Origin of the sequence: Streptomyces dangxiongensis (assembly GCF_003675325.1) — a bacterium.
Classification (GTDB): domain Bacteria; phylum Actinomycetota; class Actinomycetes; order Streptomycetales; family Streptomycetaceae; genus Streptomyces; species Streptomyces dangxiongensis.
In genome coordinates this window covers 7,652,091-7,674,931 of the sequence record NZ_CP033073.1, presented here as the reverse complement: position 1 = coordinate 7,674,931, position 22,841 = coordinate 7,652,091, and the positions used below count along the sequence as shown (strand labels likewise).

Genomic DNA, 22,841 nt, shown 5'->3' with positions numbered 1-22,841 from the left:
CACAGCAATGTCCGACACCATACGCATGCCCGGCGACGGGTGGCGCCTGTGGACGCACTTCGCACTCCGCGGACCCGGCTTCCCCGCCGCGGGGGTACTCCGGCTGGCCCCGGAGGGCCTGGCCTCGGCCGCGGACAAGTTCGCCCCCGGGGAGGTGCCGGCGGGGGCGGACTGGGAGGCGTTCGAGGAGGCCTTCGCCGCCGCCGCGGTGCGGACCGCGCGCGCCCTCCAGGAGATCGCCGCCTCGGCGCCGTTCCGGGCCGCGGTCGCCTGGCAGAACCGCGCGGTGCTCCGCACCGGCATCAAGCCGTTCCTCGACTGGACGCCGTCCGCGGAGAGCCGCACCAGCATGCCCCGCCAGCGCGAGGAGCTGGTCGCCCACTACTGGCAGCGGTTCTGCGTCAAGAACGACACCATCGGGTTCTTCGGCCCGGTCGGCTGGGGCACCTTCGACACCCACCGGCGCGGCGTCGAGGTGGACCCCGGCACCGGCTTGGTCGCCGAGTCCCGGGTCTACTTCTCAAGCTGGTCGATGGACGCCCTAGCGAAGGCCATCGACCGTGACCCGCGGGTGCGCTGGTGGACACCGCCGCGCCAGGTCCCGTTCGTCCGGGTGACCGACGGCACGGTGCGCCTGCCCGGCCGCCCCCCGCAGCCGGTCCCCGAACCCGCCCTCACCGTCCTGCGCCTGTGCGACGGGCGCCGGACCCCCGCCGAGATCACCGACCTGGCCGCCCGGGAGCTGGGCCGGGACCTGCCGGCCGGTGAGGTGACCGAGGCCCTGGAACGGCTGGTCTCCCACCGCCTGATCGGCTGGAAGCTCGACGTGCCCGCCGGGACCTACCCCGAGCGGGAACTGCGCACCCTCCTGGAACGCATCGGCGACCCGGCGGTACGGGAGCCCGCCCTGGCCAAGCTGGCGGTGCTGGAGACCGGCCGCGACCGGGTCGAGCGGGCCGGCACCGACCCCGAGGAGCTGACCGCCGCGCTCGCCGCCCTGGAGGCCGGCTTCGCCGAGATCACCGAGGTCTCGGCGGTCCGCGAGAAGGGGGCCCGGACCGCACCCAACCGCGCCCTCGTGTACTCCGACTGCCGCCGGTCCGCCACGGCGACCGTGGGCACCGCCGTCCTGGAGCAGCTCGCGCCGCTGGAGCTGTGCCTGACCGCCGCCCGCTGGATGACCGACCGGTACGCCGAGGCCGTCGGCGCGCGCATCCGCGAGGCCTACCTCCGGCTGCGGGAGCGGGACGAGCGGGTCGACCTCGGCTCGCTCTGGTTCGCCTGCCTGCCCGCCCCGCACCCGGAGTCCTTCACCGACATCGAGCGCATCCAGGCCGAGCTGCGCGAGCGCTGGGCGCGGATCATCGACGCCCCGGCCGGCGCCAGGCGGGTCTCGCTCTCCAGCGCCGCCATCGCCGACCAGGTTCGCGAGGCGTTCCCCGCGGGCGGGCGCGGCTGGTCGCTCAGCCGGTACGTCAGCCCCGACCTCATGATCATCGCCGAGGACCTGGGCGCCGTCGAACGCGGCGAGTTCCAGCTCGTCATCGGCGAGCTGCACGTCGCGATGAACACCATCGGCCAGTCGCTCTTCGTCCACCAGCACCCCGACCGCGCGCAACTCATCGACGAGACCACCCGCGACTTCCCCGGCCCACGGCTGCTCCCCATGCTGCCCAAGGAGCTTCCGCTGAAGTGGTCCGCCCGCAGCCGGCAGGCGTTGGAACGCCCGGAGGACCACTACGTCGCACTCAGCGACCACAGTGCCGATCCGCACCGCCCACGTACGGTCCGCTCCGGCGACGTGCGGGTGGAGGAGCGCGCGGGCCGGCTGTCGGCCGTGCTGCCCGACGGCTCGGTCTTCGACCTGCTCGACGTGTTCTGCCACGCGCTCACCAACCGTGTGATGGACCGCTTCACCCTGCGCCCGGACGGCGACCACTCGCCCCGGATCACCATCGACTCCACCGTCGTCGCCCGGGAGACCTGGCGGTTCGCCGGTTCCGCGCTGGCCTTCGCCGACGACAAGAGCGAGGCCCGGCGGTTCGTCCGGGCCCGGCAGTGGCGGGACACCCACGAACTGCCCCGCTTCGTCTTCGTCGTCTCCCCCACCGAACCACGCCCGTTCTTCGTCGACTTCGACAGCCCCGTCTACGTCAACATCCTCGCCAAGGCCGCCCGCCGCCTCGCCCGCAAGGACCCCGACGCCCGGCTCACCGTCACCGAGATGCTCCCCACCCCCGAACAGGCCTGGCTCACCGACGACCGGGGACGGCGCTACACCTCCGAACTACGCCTCGTCGCCGTCGACCGGAGCACCGCCCCCGGGGAGCCGGCATGACCGCCCCCGCACGGACGAGCTTCGTCGAGGACATCCGCGCGCATGCCGACCGCGCACCGCACTCCCCCGCCCTGCTGACCGCCGACGGCCCGACGTGCTACGGCGAACTCGCCGCCCGGATCGACCGGCTCGCCGCCCACCTCGCCGCCCACGGCGTGGGACCGGAGCGGGTCTGCGCGGTGGCCCTGCCCCCCGGCGCCGACGCCGTGGTCGCGACCGCCGCGGTCGTCCGGGCCGGCGGGGCGTTCCTCACCCTCGACACCGGCCTGCCCGACCGGCGGCTCGCCGCGCTCGCCGCCGGCGGCGGCGCGGCCCGCCTGCTCACCTCCGCCGCCCTCGCCGGCCGCCTCGGACCACTGCTCGACGCGCCCGCCGTCCTGCTGGACCGGCTCCCGGCCGACGGCCCGCCGCCGACCGCGTTCCCCGCCCCCCATCCGCGTTCGCTCGCCTACGTCAGCCACACCTCGGGCTCCACCGGCGCCCCCAATCCCGTCCTGATCGAGCACGGCGGCCTGGACAGGTACCTCCGCGCCGTCGTCCGCGACAACGCCCTCGGTCCCGGCACCGTCACCCTCCAGCTCGCCCCGCCCGGCTACGACGCGTCGATCCGGGACACCTTCGCGCCGCTCGCCGCCGGCGGGAGCGTCGTCCTGGTCGAACGGGCGCGGCTGCTCGGCGCCGAGGCCTTCGCCGACACCGTCGCCGAGTACGGCGTGGACAGCGTCCTCAGCACCACCCCCTCCTTCCTGAGCTTCCTCGCGCAGTCTCCCCGCGCGGCCGCACGACTGCGCACCCTGCGCCTGGTCTGCTCCAGCGGCGAGTCGCTGCGCCCCTTCCTCGCCGCCGGCGGTCGCGCTCTGATCGGCGGCCGGCTGGTCAACCAGTACGGGCCCAGCGAGTGCACCATGACCTCCACCCGATACGACGTGCCGGCCGTCCCCGACACCTCCGCCGACACCGTCGGCACCGCCGTCGACGGCACCGTCGTACGCCTGCTCGACCCGCGGGGGCGCGAAGTCCCGGACGGGTGGACCGGCGAGGTGCACATCGGCGGCGCGGGCGTCGCCCGCGGCTACGGCGGGCAGCCCGGCCTGACAGCCGACCGGTTCCCGCCCGATCCGTACGGACCGCCCGGCGCGCGGCTGTACCGGACCGGCGACCTGGCCCGGCGCGCCCCCGACGGCACCCTGGAGTACCTCGGCCGGGCCGACCGCCAGGTCAAGATCCGCGGCCATCGGGTGGACCCGGCCGAGATCGAGGGTGCCCTGCTCGCCCACCCCGAGGTCACCGGCGCCGTCGTGACCGCCGAGACCGACGACCGGGGCCGGACCTGGCTCGGCGCCCATGTCACCGGCCGGCTCGACGGCACCACCGACGCCCAGTTGCGCGCGCACCTGGCCCGTACCCTGCCGCCGCACATGATGCCCAGGCGGTTCACCCGGCTGGAGCGCCTGCCCGTCACGCACAGCGGCAAGGCCGACCGTCGGGCACTGCGCGCCCGCGCGCCGGAGCCCGTGTCATGACGGCCGCCGACACCCGGATCGGACCGGCCGCCGTGCCGGCCGCCGCCGACCGGATCGCCCCGCACGTCCGGCACACCCCGCTGCTGCGTCGCGACTGTCTGCCCGGACTGCTGCTCAAGGCCGAACACCTCCAGCACAGCGGGTCGTTCAAGCTCCGCGGCGCGGCCAACGCGATGCTCGCGCTCGGCGCCGACGAGGTCGTCGCCGGCTCCTCCGGCAACCACGGCATCGCGGTGGCCACGCTCGGCCGCACTCTCGGCGTCCGGGTCACCGTGGTGATGGCGGCCGGCGCGGCCGAGGCCAAGGAACGGGCCATCCGGGCGCTCGGCGGCCGGGTCGTCCGGGTGTCCGGCGGGGTGGCCGACCGCGACCGGTACGCCAAGGACCTCGCCGCCCGCACCAGGGCCGTGCTGGTGCCCTCCTCCGACCACGAACTCGTGGTGGCAGGCCAGGGCACCGTCGCTCTGGAGGTGTTCCGGGACGCCCCCGACCTCGACGCGATCTTCGTGCCGGTGGGCGGTGGCGGCCTGCTGGCCGGTGTCTGTCTCGCCGCCGCCCACCTCTCCAGCGCGGTCCGGATCATCGGCGTGGAACCCGACCGGACCCGCCGCTACGCCCGCTCGGTCGCCGCCGGCCGCCCGGTGGAACTGCCGCCCGGCGACTCGGTGGCGGACGGGCTGCGCGGTCAGCGGCCCGGCGAGGTGATCCTACCGATCGTCCGGCACCGGGTCGACGAGCTGATCGGTGTCGGTGACCGGGCCGTGCTCCGCGCGATGACCCTGCTGCACCGCGCCGGCATTCCGGCCGAGCCGAGCGGCGCCGCCGCCCTGGCCGGCGCTCTCCGGCTCGGGCTCCCCGGCCGCAGCGCCGTCGTCGTCTCCGGCGGCAACAGCGCCGTGGCCCTGGCCGCCGCCCGGTCCGCGCACGCCGGCACCGGCCGCTGACCGGCCGGTCGCTGACCGGCCGCCGGCGGACCGACCAGCCCCACGGCCCATCGCCCCATCGACCGGTCGACCCATCGACCGCGCCGCTCCGCCCCGCTCCCTCGTCCACACCCACACCACTCGAAGAAGGACAGGCCATGAACCTCATCGACACCGCCGAACTCACCGGGCTGATCACCGGCTACTACCGCGAGACGCTCGGCGACGACACCCTCGACTCCGCGAGCGACTTCTTCGAGGCGGGCGGCGACTCGCTCGCCGCCTTCCAGATCGTCGACCGTCTCCAGGAACTGCTCGACGCCGAGATCGCCGTCGCCCTGGTCTTCACCTACCCGTCCCCGGCCGAGCTGGCGGAGGTCGTCGTCGCCGACCTCTCCCTCGCTCGCGCGTCGGCCTAGGGGGCGCGGGGATGCACGAGGGATCCGTCTCTCTGAGCGGTCGCTGGCGGCTGTGGGACCAGGTCGCGGTGCGCGGCGCGGGGTTCCCGGCGGACGGGGTGCTCCGGCTCGCGCCGGAGGGCCTGGCCGCCGCCGCGGACAAGTTCGGGCCGAGGGACGCGCTGTCCGGCGCGGCCTGGAAGGCCTTCGAGGAGGAGTTCACACAGGCCGCCGTGCGGGCGGCCGCGAGCGCTCAGGAGATCGCCGCCTCCGGACCGTTCCGGGCAGCGGTCGCCTGGCAGAACCGGGGGGTGCTCGACTCGGCGATCCGGCCGTTCCTCAACTGGTCACCGGCGGCCGGGGGCCGGACGTTCAAGCAGCGTCAGCGCGAGGAACTCGTCGCGCACTACTGGCAGCGGTTCTGCGTCAAGAACGACACCATCGGCTTCTTCGGACCGGTCGGCTGGGGCACCTTGGCCCCCTCCCGGCCCGGCATGACCGTCGAGCCGGGCACGGGACTGACCGCGTCCTCGGAGGTCTTCTGGTCCAGTTGGTCGGTCGACGCCCTGGCCCGGGAGATCGACGCCGACCCGGCGGTGCACGCCTGGACGGCACCCCGCCGGGTGCCGTACGTACGGTTGGAGGAGAACGCCGTACGGACCCCCGCCAGGCCGCCGCACCCGGTGCCGCCGGAGACGCTCCGGGTGCTGCGCCTGTGCGACGGCACCCGTTCCGTCCCGGCCCTCCAGGAGGAGGTCGGCCCGGGAACGGACGTGGCCGCCCTGCTCGACGAACTGGTCCGACGGCGCTGGATCACCTGGCGGCTCGACGTACCCGCCGACATCCGGCCCGACCGCCGGCTGCGCACCTGCCTGGAGCGGATCGGCGAGCCGGCCCTGCGCGCCGCCGCCCTCGCCCGGCTGGACGAACTGCAGGGCGCGGTCGAGGCCGTCCGGGCGGCAGCCGAGGATCCCGAGCGCCTGGTCGCGGCTCTCACCGGCGTCGAGGAGATGTTCCGACAGGTGACCGACGCGGCCGCCAAACGCGAGAAGAGCACCACCACGGCCCCCGGCCGTGCCGTGGTCTACTCGGACAGCCGCCGCGCCGCCCGGGTGACGCTCGGCAGCCACGTGCTGGCCGCGCTCGCCCCGCTCGACCTGCTGATGTCCGCAACCGCCTGGCTCGCCTCCGCCCTGGCCGCCCGCGTGGCGGAGCGCGTCACCGAGGTGTACGAGCGGCTGCGCGCCGGCACCGGGCCCGGACGGCCGGTGGACCTCGCCGCCTTCTGGTTCGCCTGCATGCCGGTCCTCCACGGGGCCGCGGTCTGCGACGCCGCCGAACTCCAGGCGGAGTTCGAGCGCCGCTGGCAGCGGATCCTTCCGGCGTCGCAGGGGTTGCGCCGGGTCACGGTCGTCGGCGCGGACATCGCCGACCGGGTGGCGGAGGTCTTCGGGCCGGCCACCGCGCCGGGCTGGACCGCGGCGCGGTACGTCAGCCCGGATGTGATGATCGCCGCGGAGGACGCCGCCGCCGTGGAGCGCGGCGAGTTCCACCTCACCCTCGGCGAACTCCACCTGGCCGCCAACACGCTGGGGAACGAACTGTTCGTCAACCAGCATCCCGATCCCCGGGAACTCTTCGACCGGACCGACCGGGACCACCCGGCGCCACGGCTGATGCCGCTGCTGCCGAAGGAGCACAAGTCCCGGCTGTCCGCCCGGATCCGGCACGCGCTGGTACGGCCGGAGGACTACCAGGTCGCCCTCCTCGACAACACGGCGGACCCGTACCGCGACCGGACCGTGCCGAGCGCCGACGCCGTGGTGGAACACCGCGACGACCGGCTCTGCGTGGTACTGCCCGACGGCGCGGTGTTCCCGGTGATCGAGGTCTTCGCCCATGTGCTGACCACGCTGGTGACGGACCGGTTCCGGCTCCTGCCGGAGGCCGACCACTCCCCCCGGGTCACCATCGACCGGATGACGGTGGCCCGGGAGACCTGGCGGTTCGCCGGTTCCGCGCTGGCCTTCGCCGACGACAAGAGCGAGGCCCGGCGGTTCGTCCGGGCCCGGCAGTGGCGGGACACCCACGAACTGCCCCGCTTCGTCTTCGTCGTCTCCCCCACCGAACCACGCCCGTTCTTCGTCGACTTCGACAGCCCCGTCTACGTCAACATCCTCGCCAAGGCCGCCCGCCGCCTCGCCCGCAAGGACCCCGACGCCCGGCTCACCGTCACCGAGATGCTCCCCACCCCCGAACAGGCCTGGCTCACCGACGACCGGGGACGGCGCTACACCTCCGAACTACGCCTCGTCGCCGTCACCGACTGAACCTCCCGACCGACCCGCGCTCCCGAGCCAGGGTCCACCGCGCACCGCCGAACCGGGCCGGGCTCCGCATCAGGAGCCCGGCCCGCGCTCGCGTGCGGTGCCGGCCCGGCGGTCCGGTGGACGCGACGAGTCGTGCCGTGCGGGCGCGGACGGCAGGTGACCAGCGCCGCGACCCGGGCGCCGGCCGCGGCGAGGCACCGGGCCCGGCGAAGACAGCGCGGGCGTCGCGGACGAACGCCTCCGGCGGCTCCGGCGGCTCGGGCGCGAGGGGATGGCGTGGCGCTCCGGCTCGGTCCAGCGGGCGGCGCTGTGGTCCCGCTCGGCGAACCGTCGGACGACGACATCGGTGGGCGGGGCAGCGGCCACACCGGTCGGGACGGTACCGCGCTCCCTCAGGACCGGGACGCTCGCATCGTGGCCCGCCTCGCGGTGCGGGCCCTCGCCGTCCGCTCGGGCTCGGCTTCCCACCGGCCGGCCGCACCGGCCCGCCGACCGCGGCGCCCGCTCCGCACCGCCCATCCGCTGAGACGGGGCCACCCGCCAGGCACGGCAACGCCGGGGGCGGCCGGGTCCGCGGATGCCAAGAGGGCGGGGGCGCTCCGTGCGCCCCCGCCCTCCCGGTCGTCCCGCCCGCCGGTGTCAGCCGGTGCCCTGCTCGCTCCCGCCGCCGAGGATGCCGGTGACGGCCTCGGCGAGCCGGCCGAGGTGCGGCGGCTTCATCACACCGAAGTGGTCACCGGTGATCCGGTGCAGCGTGACGTCCCCGGTCAGCTCGCGCCAGCGGGCGAGGTAGTCGGGGAACGACTGCCCGGAGGCCACCTCGTGCTTGCCGTCCGCCAGTTCGTCACTGGCGATCAGGTGCAGCCGGCCCGGGTACGGACGGTGCCGGTAGGTCAGGCACAGCTCCATGACCTCCCGCCACATCTTCGCGGAGGGCAGCCAGACCTCACCGGCGCCGTGCTCCGGCAGCACGATCCCCACCTCGGGGTCGACGTCGTCCACCAGGTGTTCGAGCAGCGCCAGGGCCTCCGTCCGGAGCACCGAGGTGTCCTGCCCGGGCGGCGCGGCGGCCAGCTCCTCCAGTTTCGCCACGCAGCTCTCGATCAGCCGGAACTCCTGCCACAGTTCGTGCCGCTCGTGGTTGTCCAGCCCGGGGTCGAGCAGGATGAAGGTGACCTCCTCGCCCTCGGCGGTGAGCCGGTGCGCCAGCTCGCTGGCGATGCCGCTGCCGCCGCACCAGCCGAACAGCCGGTACGGGCCGTGCGGTGCCTCGGCCCGCAGCTCGGCCAGGTAGCGCTCCGCCATCCGCTCCGTCGAGGGGACGGGGCCGTGCTCGGCCTGCAGGCCGGGCCAGGCGAAGGCCGCGACCGGCTGGTCGGGGTGGAGGTACTTCACCAGTGGGCGGTACCAGTGGGCACTGCCGCCGCCGGGGTGCACGCAGAACAGCGGCGGCCGGGTGCCCTCGCGCCGCAGCCAGACCAGCGACTCGGCCGCCGGTGCGCCGGCCTCGGCGGCCCCGGCGAGCCCGGCGAGCCCGGCCACGGTGGGGTGCTCCAGGAACGAACGGACGGTCAGCTCGATGCCGTGCCGCTCGCGCAGCAGGGCGGTGATCCGCAGCACGGCCAGCGAGTGCCCGCCGAGGACGTGGAAGTCGTCGTCGACACCGACCCGCTCCACACCGAGCACCTCGGCCCAGACCTCGGCCACGGCCCGCTCGGCGGGCGTGCGCGGGGCGGTGAAGGCCGATGTCACGGCCGGCCCGGCGGGCTCGGGCAGCGCGGCGCGGTCGATCTTCCCGTTGGCGGTGAGCGGAAGGGCGGGCAGCTCCACCCAGGCACCGGGCACCAGGTGGTCGGGCACCCGCCGCCGGAGCTGCTCGCGCAGCGCCGCGACGTCCAGCGGACCGTGCCCGGGTTCGAGGACGACATAGCCGGCCAGCCGCTTGTGGCCGTCCGGCCCGGGGTGCACGCCGGCCGCCGCCGCCCGGACGGACGGGAGGCCGCCGAGCGCGGCCTCGACCTCGGCGAGCTCGACCCGGTGGCCGCGGATCTTGACCTGGCCGTCGCGCCGGCCGATGAAGGACAGCGTCCCGTCGGGGGCGCGGCGGATGATGTCCCCGGTGCGGTACAGGCGCGCCCCGGGGACGGTCCCGGAGGGATCCGGCACGAAGCGGTCCGCGGTCAGATCGGGGCGGCCCAGGTAGCCGCGGGCGAGTCCGGGGCCGCCGACCAGGAGTTCGCCGGGCACCCCGAACGGCACCGGGCCGAGGTCCTCGTCGACCACCAGCACCCGGGTGTCGGTGATCGGCGTGCCGATCGGCACGCCGCGGTCGGCGTCGGCCTCGGTCACCCCCGCGCAGCGCGGTGCTGAAGGTGGTGCACTCCGTGGGGCCGTAGCCGTTGGTCAGCGCCACGCCGTGCGCCAGGGCGGTGCGCACGTGCGCGGGCGAGAGCGCGTCGCCGCCGGCGAGCACCTGCCGTACGTCGGCCAGGAGCTCCGGGCGGGTCTCCACCATGTGCTGGAACAGGCCGGCGGTGAGCCAGAGCATCGTCACTCCGTGCCGGTGGACCACCTCGGCCAGTTCGTCGGCCGTGGTCGCCCCGGGCGGGCAGACGGCGAGCCGGGCGCCGTTGGCCAGCGCGCCCCCCACACCTCCAGCGTGGACGCGTCGAAGGCGAGCGGCGCGTGCAGCAGCAGCACCTGGTCCGGGTCGAGGTCGGCGTAGTTCGGGTCGTGCACCAGCCGGACGATCCCTCGGTGCGTGACCTGGACGCCTTTGGGCCGGCCGGTGGAGCCCGAGGTGTAGGTGACGTACGCCAGGTTGTCGGGGTGCGTGCCCGCCTCGACGGGGGTCTCGGGCAGCCCGTCCAGGACGGCCGATCCGGCGTCCAGGGGGATGCCGCGGATGCCGGCGAACCCGGCCAGGCGGGTGGTGTCCTGCGGGCGGCAGAGGACCACCTCGGCCCGGACGTCGTCGAGGACGTAGCCGATGCGCGCGTCCGGGTAGGCGGGGTCGAGGGGCACGTAGTAGCCGCCGGCCTTGAGGACGGCGAGCATGGCCAGCACCGCCTCGATGCCGCGGTCCAGGCAGAGCGCGACCGGCTTCTCCGGGCCGACGCCGAGCCCGCGCAGCAGGTGGGCTAGCTGGTTGGAACGGGCGTCGAGTTCCCGGTAGGTCAGGCGCCGCTGCCCGTCCTCCAGTGCGGTCGCCTCGGGGCGGCCGCGGGCGGCGATCAGCTCGGGCACGCAGACCTCGGGCAGCGGCCGGGTGACGGCGGGGGTTCCGCCCGCCTGCTCCAGGCCGGGCGCGCGGAAGCTGCGCGGGTCCGCGTCGGCGTCGTCGGCCATCGCGGTGAGGACGCCGAGGAAGGCCTCGCCGATCGCCGCGAGCCGCTGCCGGTCGGCCCAGCCGGGCCGGCAGGTCATCCGCAGTTCGCCGGGGAAGGTCCACACGTCGAAGGTGAACTCGTTCGGGCTGTGGTCGTCGACCGTGCCGATGTCCGCGCGCTGCTCGTCGAGCACGTGGAAGTCCAGGTAGGCGAAGACCACCTCGACGAGCGGTTCGCCGTCGCCCCATGCGCGCTGCATCGCGGGCAGCGGGTAGCGCCTGTGCGGCCACAGGGCCAGTTCCTCGGCGAACACCGACCGCACCAGCTCGCGCCAGCTCGGCGCCCGCAGGTCGACGGCGAACGGCACCGTGTTGAGGTACATGCCGCGCACCCGGTCGCCGCCCGGCAGTTCGGGGCGGCCGTTGGTGACGGCGCCGGCGAAGAACCGGTGCTGGCCGCTGATCAGGCCGAGTACCTTCAGGTGGGCGGTGTACAGGACGCTCTTGAGCGAGGTCTGCGTGTCGGCGGCGAGCCGGCGCAGCCGCGGCTCCAGGTCCGCCCAGGGCAGCCGCACCTCGGGGGCCGGCACGTCCGCCCCGGCCGAGGCGCAGTCGGCGGGCAGCCGGAGCCGCTCGTGGCCGGTGATCCGCTCCCGCCAGAACTCCCGGTCCGCCGGTGAGGCCAGGGCTCGCTTCTCCAGGTGGACGAAGTCGGCGTAGCGGACCCGCGGCGGGGCCGCGGACGGGGTCGCGGTGCCCCGGGACAGCTCGCGGTAGGCCGCTCGCAGTTCGCCGATGACCGAGTGGTGGCTCCAGCCGTCCAGGATGGCGTGGCACTCGACGTGCGTCAGCAGCCACTCCCGGTCGCCGGTCAGGTGGGCGTGGTAGCGCAGCAGCGGGGCGCGGCCGACGTCGAACGGGGTGCGCTGGGCCTCGGCGCGGAAGTCCCGCACCCGCGTCTGCTGCTCCTCGGGCGGCAGGCCGCGCAGGTCGGTGACGCCGAGTTCCACCTCCAGGCCGTCCGCGGGGTGCACGAACTGGAGCGGTTCGGAGTACCCGGAGAGGTCGAAGGAGGTGCGCAGGATCTCGTGCCGTTCGATCAGCAGGCGTACCGCGCCGGTGAGGGCCTCGGCGGAGAACGGGCCGTCGTCCACGATCTGGAAGGTGCTGACGTTCTGGTAGGTGTTGCGCTCGGGGTCGGCGAGCATCTCGTAGACCATGCCCACCTGGACCTGGCCCATGGGGTAGGCGTCCACCAGCCCCTCGGGGAGCCGGTCCCGGTCGCCCGGGGCCAGCAGCTCGAACGGGCGGACCAGGGCGGTCTCCTGCGGCTCGGCCGCCGGCCGGGCGGCGGCCACCGGGGCCAGTTCGGCGACGGTCTGCCGGGCCAGGACGTCCTGCACGGAGACGGCCAGCCCCTGGTCGCGCAGTGCCCCGACGGCCCGGATGGCGCGCATGGAGTCGCCGCCGAGCTGGAAGAAGCCGTCGTGCACCCCGACCTTGTCGACGCCGAGGGCCGTGGCGAAGGTGTCCGCGAGGGTCCGCTCGATCGCCGTGCGCGGGGCGACGAACGCGCCGACCAGGTCGGAGCGTGCCCGGTCGGGCGCGGGCAGCGCCTTGCGGTCGGTCTTGCCGCTGGGTGTCAGGGGCAGCGTCTCCAGCCGGGTCCAGTGCACGGGCCGCATGTGCTCGGGCAGCCGCCCGCGCAGGTGCTCGCGGGCCGCCTCGACGTCGGCCGTGGGCGGCACCAGGTACCCCACGAGCTGGTCGTCGTGCACGGCGACGGCCGCGGCCGCGACGCCGGGGGCCTGAGCCAGCACCGCCTCGATCTCGCCGAGTTCGACCCGTTGGCCGCGGAGCTTCACCTGGTGGTCGAGCCGGCCGAGGTACTCGATCGCGCCGTCGGCGCGGTACCGGGCCAGGTCGCCGGTGCGGTACAGCCGCCCGCCGGGCTCGGTGGCGAAGGGGTCGGGCACGAAGCGGTCGGCGGTGAGCAGCGGCTGGTTCAGGTAGCCGCGGGCGAGCTGGACGCCGCCGAGCAGGAGTTCGCCGGGCACGCCGATCGGCACCGGCCGCTGGGAGGCGTCCAGGATGTAGGTGCGGGTGTTGGCGATCGGGCGGCCGATGGTGACGGGCAGGCCCGGCTCGCACCGGGTCGCGGTGACGTCCACCGCGGCCTCGGTCGGCCCGTACAGGTTGTGCAGCTCGCAGCCGATCCGCTCGTGCACGGCGGTGACCAGGTCGGCGGGCAGCGCCTCGCCGCTGCACATCATGCGGCGCAGCGAGGGCAGGGCGGGCAGCGGCTCGGCGAGGAAGGCCCGCAGCATCGACGGCACGAAGTGGACGGTGGTGATCGCCTCGGTGCCGATCAGCCCGGCCAGGTAGGCCGGGTCGCGGTGGCCGCCGGGGCGGGCGAGCACCAGTGTCGCGCCGGTGATCAGCGGCCAGAAGAACTCCCACACCGAGACGTCGAAGCTGTAGGGCGTCTTCTGCAGCACCCGGTCGTCGGCGTCGAGCCCGTAGGCCTCCTGCATCCAGTGCAGCCGGTTGACGATGGCCCGGTGCTCGATCAGCACGCCCTTGGGGCGGCCGGTGGAGCCCGATGTGTAGATCAGGTACGCCGGGTGTTCGGGGGCCGCCGCTACGAGCGGGTCGTCGGGCCGGCCGCGGGGGATCTCGCCGGTGATGTCGACCAGGTGCGGTGTGCGGTCGCGCACCAGGGGGGCGAGCCCGGGGTCGGTGATCACGGCGCGGGCGCCGGAGTCCGCCAGCATGAAGGCGAGCCGGTCGGCCGGGTAGTCCGGGTCGAGCGGCAGGTAGGCGCCGCCGGCCCTGAGCACCGCCAGCAGCGCCACCACGAGGTCGGTGCCCCTGTGCAGGCAGACGCCGACCACGGACTCGGGTCCGACGCCGAGGGTCCGCAGGTGGTGGGCGAGCAGGTCGGCCCGTTCGGCCAGCTCCCGGTAGCTGAGACCGACGCCCTCGTATCGGACCGCTTCGGCGTCGGGGGTGCGGGCTGCTTGGGTCTCGAACAGCTTCGGGAGGGTGCCGGCCGGGTAGCGCCGGCCGGTCGCGTTCCAGCCGATGAGCTGGCGGTCGCGCTCCGCCGCGGGCAGGATCTCCAGCTCGTCCACCGGGGTGTCGGGCGAGGCGGCCGCACTCTCCAGCAGGCGGGCGAACTGGGCGGCGAACCGCTCGGCCGTCGCCCGGTCGAACAACGCCGAGGCGTAGTTGACGCCGCCGGCCAGCGAGCCGTCCGGCTGCTCGGCGAGGCCCACGGTGAGGTCGAACTTCGCGGTGCTCTCACCGACCGGCAGCCGCTCGGCCGTCAGGGCGCCCATCGCCGCCGGCTCCGGCGAGCCGGCCGCGTCCTGCCACAGCAGCATGGAGGAGAACAGCGGTGTGCGGGACGGGTCCCGCTCCGGTGCCAGCGCCTCGACCAACCGCTCGAAGGGCGTCTCCTGGTGGGCGTAGGCGTCGAGCGCGCTCTCGCGGACCTGCCGCAGCAGGTCCGCGAACGACGGCGCCCCGGACAGGTCGACCCGCAGCACCAGCGTGTTGAGGAAGAGGCCGACCATGTCCTGGAGCTGCGCCCGGTCCCGGCCGGCCACCGGGAAGCCCACGGCCACGTCGCGCTGCCCGCTCCAGCGGCCGAGCAGGACGGCTTGCGCGGCCAGCAGGGCCATGAACGGGGTGGCGCCGTGCTGCCGGGCGAGCGCCGTCAGCCGGCGGGCGGTGCCGGTCGGCACGGCGAGCGGCGCCAGCCGGCCCGCCGAGTCACGCACGGCGGGGCGGGGCCGGTCGGTGGGCAGCTCCAGGGGTGGCAGCCCGGCCAGCCGCTCGCACCAGTGGTCGAGTTGGCGGCTCAGCGCCGCACCGGAGAGCCGTTCGCGCTGCCACAGCGCGAAGTCGGCGTACTGCACCGGCGGTTTTGGTGAGCGGGTCGCCCGCCCGGCGACCGCGTCCTCGTAGTGCTCCGCGAGCTCGCGGACCAGGATGTCCTCGGACCGTCCGTCGCAGGCGATGTGGTGGACGGTCAGCAGGACGACGTGTTCCTCCGGTGACAGCCGGGCCAGCACGGCGGAGAACACCGGGCCCTCGGCGAGGTCGACCGGCCGGCGCGCGCCGGTGGCCAGGGCGGCGATCCGGGCATCCGCGGTCGCCCGGTCGAGTGTGCCGAGGTCCTCCTCGTCGAGGGGGACGCTCCCCGGCCCGTCGACGACCTGCACGGGTTCGCCGTCGACGACCGGGTAGCGGGTGCGCAGCACCTCGTGCCGGTGGAGGATTCCGTCCAGCGCGGTGCGCAGCGCGGCCCGGTCGAGGGGGCCGCGCAGCCGCAGCGCCGCGGTCATCAGGTACTCGGTGCCGCCGGGCTGGAGCCGGTCGAGGATCCACAGGCGGCGCTGGGCGAAGGAGAGCGGGAGCGGGCCGCCGCGCGGCGCGCGGGCGATGCCCTGCGCCGGGGCGGGGGCCACCCGCCCGGCGAGGCGCCGGCGAAGCAGCTCCTGCCGCATTTGCGCACGGTCCCTGGTGTCGGTCATCGGAGGCCTTCCTCGGCGAGCAGACCCGCCACTTCGTGGTCGGTGAGCGCGGTGATCTCGGCCTCCACGGCCTCGGACACCGCCTCGGAGAGCCGGGCCACGGTGGTGGCCTCGAACAGCAGGCGCAGCGGCAGCTCGACGGCGAACGTCTCGCGGAGCCGGGCCAGCACCCGGGTGGCCAGCAGCGAGTGCCCGCCCAGGGCGAAGAAGTCGTCCTGGACGCCGATCCGCTCCACGCCCAGAACCTCGGACCAGATCGCGGCGACGGCCTCCTCGGCGGGGTCGCGCGGGGCCACGTGGTCGCGGGCGCCGCCGGCCAGGGCGGTCGAGGCGTCCGGCAGGGCCTTGCGGTCGATCTTCTTGCTGGCCGTCAGCGGGAACGCGTCGAGCGGCACCCACGCCGAGGGGATCATGTACTCGGGCAGGAGGGCGCGAAGGTGTCCGCGCAGTTCGGCCACGTCGGGCATGGGGCTGCCGGGACGCGCCACCAGGTAGGCGGCGAGCCGGCGTTCGCCGGGGGCCGTCTGCGGGGCGGTGACCACCGCCTCCTGGAGGGCGGGGTGCCGGGCGAGGGCCGCCTCGATCTCGCCGAGTTCGATGCGCAGGCCGCGGACCTTGACCTGGTGGTCGATCCGGCCGAGGAACTCGATGGTGCCGTCCGGCCGGTGGCGGGCCAGGTCGCCGGTGCGGTACAGGCGCCGGCCGGGCTCGGCGGCGAAGGGGTCGGGGACGAACCGCTCGGCGGTGAGGTCCGGCCGGCGGTGGTAGCCGCGGGCCAGCCGGACGCCGCCGAGGTACAGCTCGCCGGGCACGCCGACCGGGACGGGCCGCAGGTCCGCGTCCAGGATGTGGGCCCGGGTGCCGGGTACGGGCCGGCCGAGCGGCAGGGCGCCGTCCGCGTCCCCCTCCGCGGGTGCCTGCGGGACGGGGTGCAGCAGGCAGGTGACGGTGGCCTCGGTCGGCCCGTAGTTGCACAGGAAGCGGGCGGGCAGGCCGGTCTCCGCCCAGCGCCGCGCGTCCAGGCCGGTGACCACGTCGCTGCCGACGTTCATCAGCTTCAGCGAGTGCAGCAGGTGCAGGTCGGGCGACTCCAGGACGGCCCGGTAGTAGGAGGGGGTGATCTCCAGGACGGTGACGCCGTGCTCGGCGAGCCGGGCGGGCAGTTCGGCCGGGGTCCAGAACACCGGGTCGGCGACCACGACGGTGGCGCCGGCCACCAGGGTCGCCGCGATCTGGTCCATCGCCACGTCGAAGGTGAGTGCGGACAGCAGTGCCACCCGTTCGCCGGGGACGATCCCGTACGCGTCGGCGATCACCCGGCAGTGGTGGGCGTACGAGCGGTGCTCGATCATGACGCCCTTGGGGCGGCCGGTCGAGCCGGAGGTGTAGATGACGTAGGCGAGGTTCTCCGGCCGGGGCGGGACGGGTTCCGGGCCGCCGGGTGCGGTGCCGGGTTCGTCCCGGGCGTCGGCGTAGGCGTCGGCGTCGGCGTCGGCCAGGACGATCCGGTGGGCGCCGGTCAGCCGGCCGGTGAACGCGCGGGTGGTGACGACGAGTTCCGGGCCGGCGTCGGTGAGCATGAGGTCCAGCCGCTCCGCGGGGTGCTGCGGGTCGAACGGCACGTACACGCCGCCGGCCTTCAGCACGGCGAGCAGCACCACCACCGCCTCCACGCCGCGTTCCAGGCAGGAGCCGACGACTGTCTCGGCGGTGACGCCGAGGGAGCGCAGGCGGGCGGCGAACCGGTCGGCGCGCGCGTCGAGTTCTGCGTAGCTGACCTGCTGGTCGCCGAAGATCACGGCGATGGCGTCCGGGGCCCGCCGGACCTGCCGGGCGAAGAGTTCCGGCACGCACAGCCCGTGTTCCTCGACCGGGTCCAGCAGGGCGGTCCGCCCGGACTGCGGGTCGGCCCAGGCGGTGAGGGCGCGGTGCCGCTCGTCCTCGGTGAGCATGTCCAGTTCGCTGATCCGCGCGCCGGGTGCGGCCGTGACGCTGCCGATCAGGGTCAGGTAGTGGCCCGCCAACCGCTCGACGGTCTCCCGGTCGAAGAGCGCGGTCGCGTACTCGAACCAGCAGTACATGCGCCCGCCGCGCTCCTTGACGGTCACGGTGAGGTCGAACTTGGCGATCTCCAGTCCGGCGCGGACCGGCTCCACGGCGACCGCGCCGAGCCGGTCGGGGACGCCTGCCAGGTGCTGGTGCTCGAACATGATCTGGAACAGCGGGTTGCGGGACAGGTCCCGCTCCGGCCGCAGCGCGTCGACGAGGTGCTCGAACGGCACGTCCTGGTGGGCGAAGGCGTCGAGCACCGTGCCGCGGACCTGTTGCAGCAGCTCCGTGAAGGCCGGGTTGCCGCCGAGGTCGCTGCGGATCACGAGGTTGTTGGTGAAGAACCCGACCATGTCCTCCGTCTCCTGGCGGGTGCGCCCGGCGACCGGGGTCCCCACCGCGAGGTCGTCGCGGCCGGTCCAGCGCCGCAGCAGCACCTGGAACGCGGCGAGCATCACCATGAACGGGGTCGCGCCGTGCCGGCCGGCCAGTTCGGTGACGGCCCGGCCGATCTCCGGCGCCACCTCGACGACGACGTTGCCGCCGCGGGCGTCGCGGACCGCCGAGCGGACCCGGTCGGTGGGCAGCTCGACGGGGGTGAGGCCGTCCAGGCGGTCGCGCCAGTAGGCGAGCTGGTGGTCCAGCCGGCCGGCCCGCTGCTGCTCGCGCTGCCACACCGCGAAGTCCGCGTAGTGGACCGGCTGCGGGGCGTGCGGCGACGGCTCGCCCGCGGCGAAGGCCCGGTAGGAGAGGTCCAGGTCGCGCAGGTAGACGTTGGTCGACCAGGCGTCGAAGGCGATGTGGTGCAGGGTCAGGACGAGGAGGTGGTCCTCGGGGGCGGTGCGGATCAGGGTGGCCCGCAGCGGATGGCCGTCCGCGAGGTCGAACGGCCGGCGGGCCAGCTCCTCGACCAGGCCCCGGGCCCGGGTCTCGGCGTCGGGGGCGCCCGCCAGGTCGGTCAGGGTGAAGGCCACCGGGCCGGCCGGGTCGACGACCTGGACGGGCTCGCCGCCCTCGGAGCGGTACCTGGTCCGCAGTACCTCGTGCCGTTCGGACAGCGCGTCCAGCGCGTGGCGCAGCGCCACGGTGTCGAGCGGTCCGGCCAGCCGCAGCGCCAGCGGTACGACGTACTCGTGGGTACCGGGCTCCAACTGGTCGAGGAACCACATCCGCTGCTGGCCGAAGGAGAGCGGCAGCGGGCGGTCCCGGCCCGCGGGCCGGACGGCGTCCGGATCGGTGTCCGGGGCGGGTTCCGAGCCGGCGCCGGCCTCGGTGACCCGGGCGGCCAGCGCGGCGACGGTCCGCGCGTGGAACAGCTCGCCGACGGTCAGTTCGACACCGAAGGCGCGCCGCAGCCGCAGCACGAGCTTGATCGCGAGCAGGGAGTAGCCGCCGAGCAGGAAGAAGTCGTCCTCCACGCCCACCTGTTCGACGCCGAGGACGTCGGCCATCAGCTCGGCGACGGTCCGCTCGGCGTCGGTGCGCGGGGCCTCCGGAACGGCCGCGGCGGGCCGCTCGGGTCCGGCGGCGTCCGGCAGCCGGCGGCGGTCCACCTTTCCGTTCGGTGTCAGCGGCAGCTCGGCGAGCTGGACGAAGGCGGACGGCAGCATCGCCTCCGGCAGCGTGGCAGCCAGGTGGACGCGCAGCGCCTCCGGATCGATCCGCTCGCCCGCGACGGGCACCGCGTACGCGGTCAGCCGCGCGTCGCCGGCGTCGGACCGGTGCGCGGCCACCACGGCGGCGGCCACCGACGGGTGGGCCGCCAGCAGGACCTCGATCTCGCCGGGCTCGATCCGCACTCCGCCGATCTTGACCTGGTCGTCGACGCGTCCGACGTACTCCAGCGCGCCGTCCGCGCGGCGCCGCACCAGGTCTCCGGTGCGGTAGCGGCGCGCGCCGGGCACGGTCGCGTCCGGGTCGGGGACGAACCGGTCCGCGGTGAGGTCGCCCCGGCCGGCGTACCCGCGGGCGAGCCCGATGCCGCCGACGTACAGCTCACCGGTCACCCCGACGGGCACCTGCCGGTCCTCGGCGTCCACCACGTAGGTGCGTACGTTGGGCAGCGGCAGGCCGATCGGTACCAGGTCGCCGGGCTCGTCCTCGTCGAAGCGCCAGGCGGTGGCGTCCACGGCGCACTCGGTGGGGCCGTAGGTGTTGACCACCTCGGCGTCGAGCGTGCGGCGCAGTCGGGCGGACAGTTCGGCGGGCAGCGGCTCGCCCGCCGAGCAGACGAGGCGCAGCGAGGCGCAGTCGGCCAGGGCCGGCTCGTCCAGCAGCAGGCGCAGCATCGAGGGCACGCCCTGCAGCACGGTGACCCGGTGGTCCGCCACGGCGCGGACCATCACCGCCGGGTCGCGGTGGGCGTCCCGCGGGCCTGTCACCACTGTGGCGCCGCACATCAGCGGGGAGAGGAACTCCCACAGGGCGGCGTCGAAACCGATGGTGGTCTTCTGCAGCACCCGGTCGCCGGGGCCCAGGCCGAAGCGCTCCACCGGCCAGAGCACGCGGTTGCGGATCGCGGCTTCCGGTACGACGACGCCCTTGGGCGAGCCCGTCGAACCGGAGGTGTACATCACGTACGTGGCCTCCGTACCGACCGCGCCCACCGGTTCGAGGGCCGGCGCCCCCTCGTACTCCTCCGGCCGGACGGCGTCGAGGACGAGGGTGTTCGGATGGGCCGGCAGCCGCCCGTGAAGCGCCTCCTCGGTGACCAGCAGGGCCACTTCCGCGTCGGCGACCAGGTGGGCCAGCCGCTCCGTCGGGTGTTCCGGGGCCAGCGGCACGTACACCCCGCCCGCGGTGAGCACCGCGAGGACGGTGGCGACCAGGTCGGTGCCGCGGTGCAGCGCGACGCCCACCGGGCTCTCCGGGCCGACGCCGCGCGAACGCAGCAGCCCGGCGAGACGCCGCACCCGGTCGGCGAGGTCGGCGTAGCCGGTCTCCCGCGCGCCGGACACCACGGCCACCGCGTCCGGGGTGGCCAGGGCCTGGGCGAAGAACAGTTCGGCGAGCGACTGCCGCGGGCGCTGCGTCTCGGTGCGGTTCCAGCGCGCGAAGGCCGCCCGCTCCGCGTCGGGGACGGTCTCCAGCGCGTGCACGGCGGTGTCCGGGTGCTCGGCGATGCTCGTGAGCAGCCGCAGCAGGCTCGCCGCCATCCGCTCGACCCGCGCGCGGTCGAACAGCGCGGTGGGGAAGATCAGTTGGGCCGCCATCGAGCCGTCAGGGAGTTCGGAAAGGTGCAGCGACAGGTCGAAGGCGGAGTGTTCGGTGGCCGACTCGACCTTCGCGACGTCGAGTCCGGGCAGCCGCAGCGGGCGGCGCTCGGCGTTGTGCAGCGCGAAGCCGACCTGGAAGACCGGGTTGCGGGAAGGGTCCCGCTCGGGCGCGAGGTCGGCGACCACCCAGCCGAACGGCACGTCCTGGTGTTCGTAGGCGTCCAGGGTGGTCTCCCGGACGAGCGCCAGGAGGTCGAGGAACGAGCGCCGGCCGGACAGGTCGGTCCGCAGCACCACGGTGTTGAGGAACATGCCGATCAGCGGCTCCAGCTCGACCTCGTTGCGGTCCGAGACCGACACGCCGACCGCCACGTCGGTCCGGCCGGACCAGCGCGCGAGCAGCAACTGGAACGCGGCCAGGTGCACCATGAACGGGGTCGCACCCGCGTCCCGGCCGAGCACGGCCAGCCGCTGGGCCAGCCCCGCCGGCACCGTGAACGGGACGCTGTCCCCGGCCGGGTCCCAGTGCGCCGGGCGCCGGCGGTCGGCGGGCAGCTCCAGTGGTTCCAGGCCCGCCAGCCGCTCCCGCCAGTAGCCACGCCGCTGCCCGGCCCGCCCGGGGGTGGCCGCCCAGGTGTCGCGCTGCCACTGCGCGAAGTCCGCGTACTGCACCGGTACCGGTTCGAGCGGCGACGGCCGGCCGGCCGCGAACGCGGTGCAGAGTTCGTGCAGCTCCCGGGCGAGGACGCCCCAGGACCAGCCGTCGAAGGCGATGTGGTGGACCGTCACCAGCAGGACGGCCTCGTCCTCGGCGAACCGGACCAGGGTCAGTCGCCAGGGTGCCTGCTCGCGGAGGTCGATCGGCGTGCGCAGCTCGGCCGCGTGCAGCTCGCGCAGGTGCGGCTCGCGGTCCGCGGGCGCCGCGCCGGTCAGGTCCACCCGGGCGAGCCGGACGGGACCGGGCTCGTCCACGAACTGCGCACCGGCGCCTCCCGCGGTGCCGTAGCGGGTCCGCAGAATCTCGTGCCGCGCCGAGATCTCGGTGAACGCCGCCTCCAGCACCTGCGTGTCGAGCGGGCCGCGGATCCGGAACGCCTCGCACATCAGGTACTCGGTGGAGGCGCCGGAACGGAGCTGGTCCAGGAACCAAAGCTGTTCCTGGGCGAACGAGAGCGGGTGGCCGCTGTCACCGGTGGTCATCGGACACCTCCACGGACGAGGCGGAACTCACGGCTGCCGAGTGGGTCTCGGCCATCGCCACGGCGATCCGGCGCGGCCCGGTGAACGGTTCACGGGCGTGCGCCGACAGCATGTTGTCCACGATCAGCACGTCGTCCCGCTGCCAGTCGAAGCGCCGCTGCTCGGCGCGGTAGCAGGCCCGCAGGTGCGCGACGACCTCGTCAGGGATCGGCCGGCCGTCGCCGTAGTAGGTGTTGGTCGGCAGCCGCGCGTCGTCGTACATCTCCCGCAGGGCGCCGCACACCTCCTCGGCCAGCGTGGTCACGTGGAAGAAGGTGAGGTGGTTGAACCAGACCGTCTCCCCGGTCACCGGGTGGCGGTGCACCGCCCGGCGGCGCGCGCGGGTCCGCAGGCCGTCCGCGGTCCACTCGGTCTCGACGCCGTTGCGGGCGCAGTACGCCTCGACCTCGCCGCGGTCGCCGGTGTTGAAGGCCTGCTGCCACGGCACGCCGAAGCCGTCGGAGAAGTTGCGCACCACCATCCAGCCCCGGGCGGCGAACTCCTCCCGGACGGCCGGGTCGATCGCCTCGTACACCCGGCGGGTGTCGGCGAGGGGCGTGGCGCCCAGGGTGTCCGGCGGCTGCACGCAGTGGAAGAACAGGTACAGCGGCCAGTCCGCCTGGTAGGAGTTCTCGTTGTGGAGGAAGATCTCCTCGCTCGGCGGATAGTCGGTCGAGGTGTACACCTGCCCCTTGATGGTGCTGCGCGGCGAGGACCGCTCCGCGTAGGGCAGCGGCGCGCCGGACACCGCCCGCACCGCGGCCTCGAAGCCGTCCACGCCGCCGACGTCGAAGCCGCGCAGCAGCACCGCGCCGTGTTCGAGCAGCCGGCCGCGGACGAGCGGTCGGGCGGCCGACAGGTACTCGGACAGGGGCGTACCGGGGGATTCGGCAGGCATCGTCAGCGGGAGGGCGGAGCTTGCGTCGCGCTCCCGGGCGCGCTGTCGGCCGGCGCGAT

Annotated in this window: 9 protein-coding genes and 1 pseudogene; 5 read left to right on the top strand and 5 right to left on the bottom strand. The window is 75.0% G+C overall.

Features of this window, described 5'->3' with window-relative positions:
- Window positions 1-7 precede the first annotated feature (7 nt).
- From D9753_RS34530 to D9753_RS34510, 5 genes are all read left to right on the top strand, one after another.
- Complete coding sequence (locus tag D9753_RS34530) at window positions 8-2,338, top strand: lantibiotic dehydratase (RefSeq protein ID WP_121790582.1); 2,331 nt, start codon at window positions 8-10, stop codon at window positions 2,336-2,338.
- Entirely contained in the window at window positions 2,335-3,861 is a 1,527-nt protein-coding gene (locus D9753_RS34525; RefSeq protein ID WP_121790581.1) for an amino acid adenylation domain-containing protein, read from the top strand. The genes D9753_RS34530 and D9753_RS34525 overlap by 4 nt, the downstream gene beginning before the upstream one ends.
- Entirely contained in the window at window positions 3,858-4,805 is a 948-nt protein-coding gene (locus D9753_RS34520) for a threonine ammonia-lyase (protein ID WP_121790580.1), read from the top strand. The genes D9753_RS34525 and D9753_RS34520 overlap by 4 nt, the downstream gene beginning before the upstream one ends.
- Before the next feature lie 137 nt (window positions 4,806-4,942).
- Window positions 4,943-5,203, top strand: a complete 261-nt coding sequence (locus D9753_RS34515; protein ID WP_121790579.1) for an acyl carrier protein — start codon at window positions 4,943-4,945, stop codon at window positions 5,201-5,203.
- Window positions 5,204-5,214: 11 nt separating this feature from the next.
- Window positions 5,215-7,512, top strand: a complete 2,298-nt coding sequence (locus tag D9753_RS34510; protein ID WP_121790578.1) for a lantibiotic dehydratase — start codon at window positions 5,215-5,217, stop codon at window positions 7,510-7,512.
- Between the two features lie 639 nt (window positions 7,513-8,151).
- Here D9753_RS34510 and D9753_RS38440 read toward each other — a convergent pair.
- The 5 genes and pseudogenes from D9753_RS38440 to D9753_RS34495 all read right to left on the bottom strand — a co-directional run bounded on the left by D9753_RS38440 (window position 8,152) and on the right by D9753_RS34495 (window position 22,782).
- Entirely contained in the window at window positions 8,152-9,861 is a 1,710-nt protein-coding gene (locus D9753_RS38440) for a thioesterase domain-containing protein (protein WP_240468367.1), read from the bottom strand.
- 64 nt (window positions 9,862-9,925) lie between these two features.
- Window positions 9,926-10,162: pseudogene (locus D9753_RS38820) on the bottom strand (AMP-binding protein); the annotation flags it as partial.
- Window positions 10,063-15,381, bottom strand: a complete 5,319-nt coding sequence (locus D9753_RS34505; protein WP_240468366.1) for a non-ribosomal peptide synthetase — start codon at window positions 15,379-15,381, stop codon at window positions 10,063-10,065. The gene D9753_RS34505 and the pseudogene D9753_RS38820, both read right to left, overlap by 100 nt.
- On the bottom strand, window positions 15,378-21,845 hold the full coding sequence (locus D9753_RS34500; protein WP_121790577.1) for a non-ribosomal peptide synthetase: 6,468 nt from the start codon (window positions 21,843-21,845) through the stop codon (window positions 15,378-15,380). The genes D9753_RS34505 and D9753_RS34500 overlap by 4 nt, the downstream gene beginning before the upstream one ends.
- A complete protein-coding gene (locus D9753_RS34495) occupies window positions 21,832-22,782 on the bottom strand; it encodes a TauD/TfdA family dioxygenase (RefSeq protein ID WP_121790576.1) in 951 nt (316 codons plus the stop codon). The genes D9753_RS34500 and D9753_RS34495 overlap by 14 nt, the downstream gene beginning before the upstream one ends.
- Window positions 22,783-22,841 lie beyond the last annotated feature (59 nt).

Excerpts from the sequence above, each read along its gene's own strand:
- D9753_RS34530 (WP_121790582.1), top strand. The coding sequence starts at position 8 with ATGTCCGACACCATACGCATGCCCGGCGACGGGTGGCGCCTGTGGACG.
- D9753_RS34525 (WP_121790581.1), top strand. The coding sequence starts at position 2,335 with ATGACCGCCCCCGCACGGACGAGCTTCGTCGAGGACATCCGCGCGCAT.
- D9753_RS34520 (WP_121790580.1), top strand. The coding sequence starts at position 3,858 with ATGACGGCCGCCGACACCCGGATCGGACCGGCCGCCGTGCCGGCCGCC.
- D9753_RS34515 (WP_121790579.1), top strand. The coding sequence starts at position 4,943 with ATGAACCTCATCGACACCGCCGAACTCACCGGGCTGATCACCGGCTAC.
- D9753_RS34510 (WP_121790578.1), top strand. The coding sequence starts at position 5,215 with ATGCACGAGGGATCCGTCTCTCTGAGCGGTCGCTGGCGGCTGTGGGAC.
- D9753_RS34505 (WP_240468366.1), bottom strand. The coding sequence starts at position 15,381 with ATGACCGACACCAGGGACCGTGCGCAAATGCGGCAGGAGCTGCTTCGC.
- D9753_RS34500 (WP_121790577.1), bottom strand. The coding sequence starts at position 21,845 with ATGACCACCGGTGACAGCGGCCACCCGCTCTCGTTCGCCCAGGAACAG.
- D9753_RS34495 (WP_121790576.1), bottom strand. The coding sequence starts at position 22,782 with ATGCCTGCCGAATCCCCCGGTACGCCCCTGTCCGAGTACCTGTCGGCC.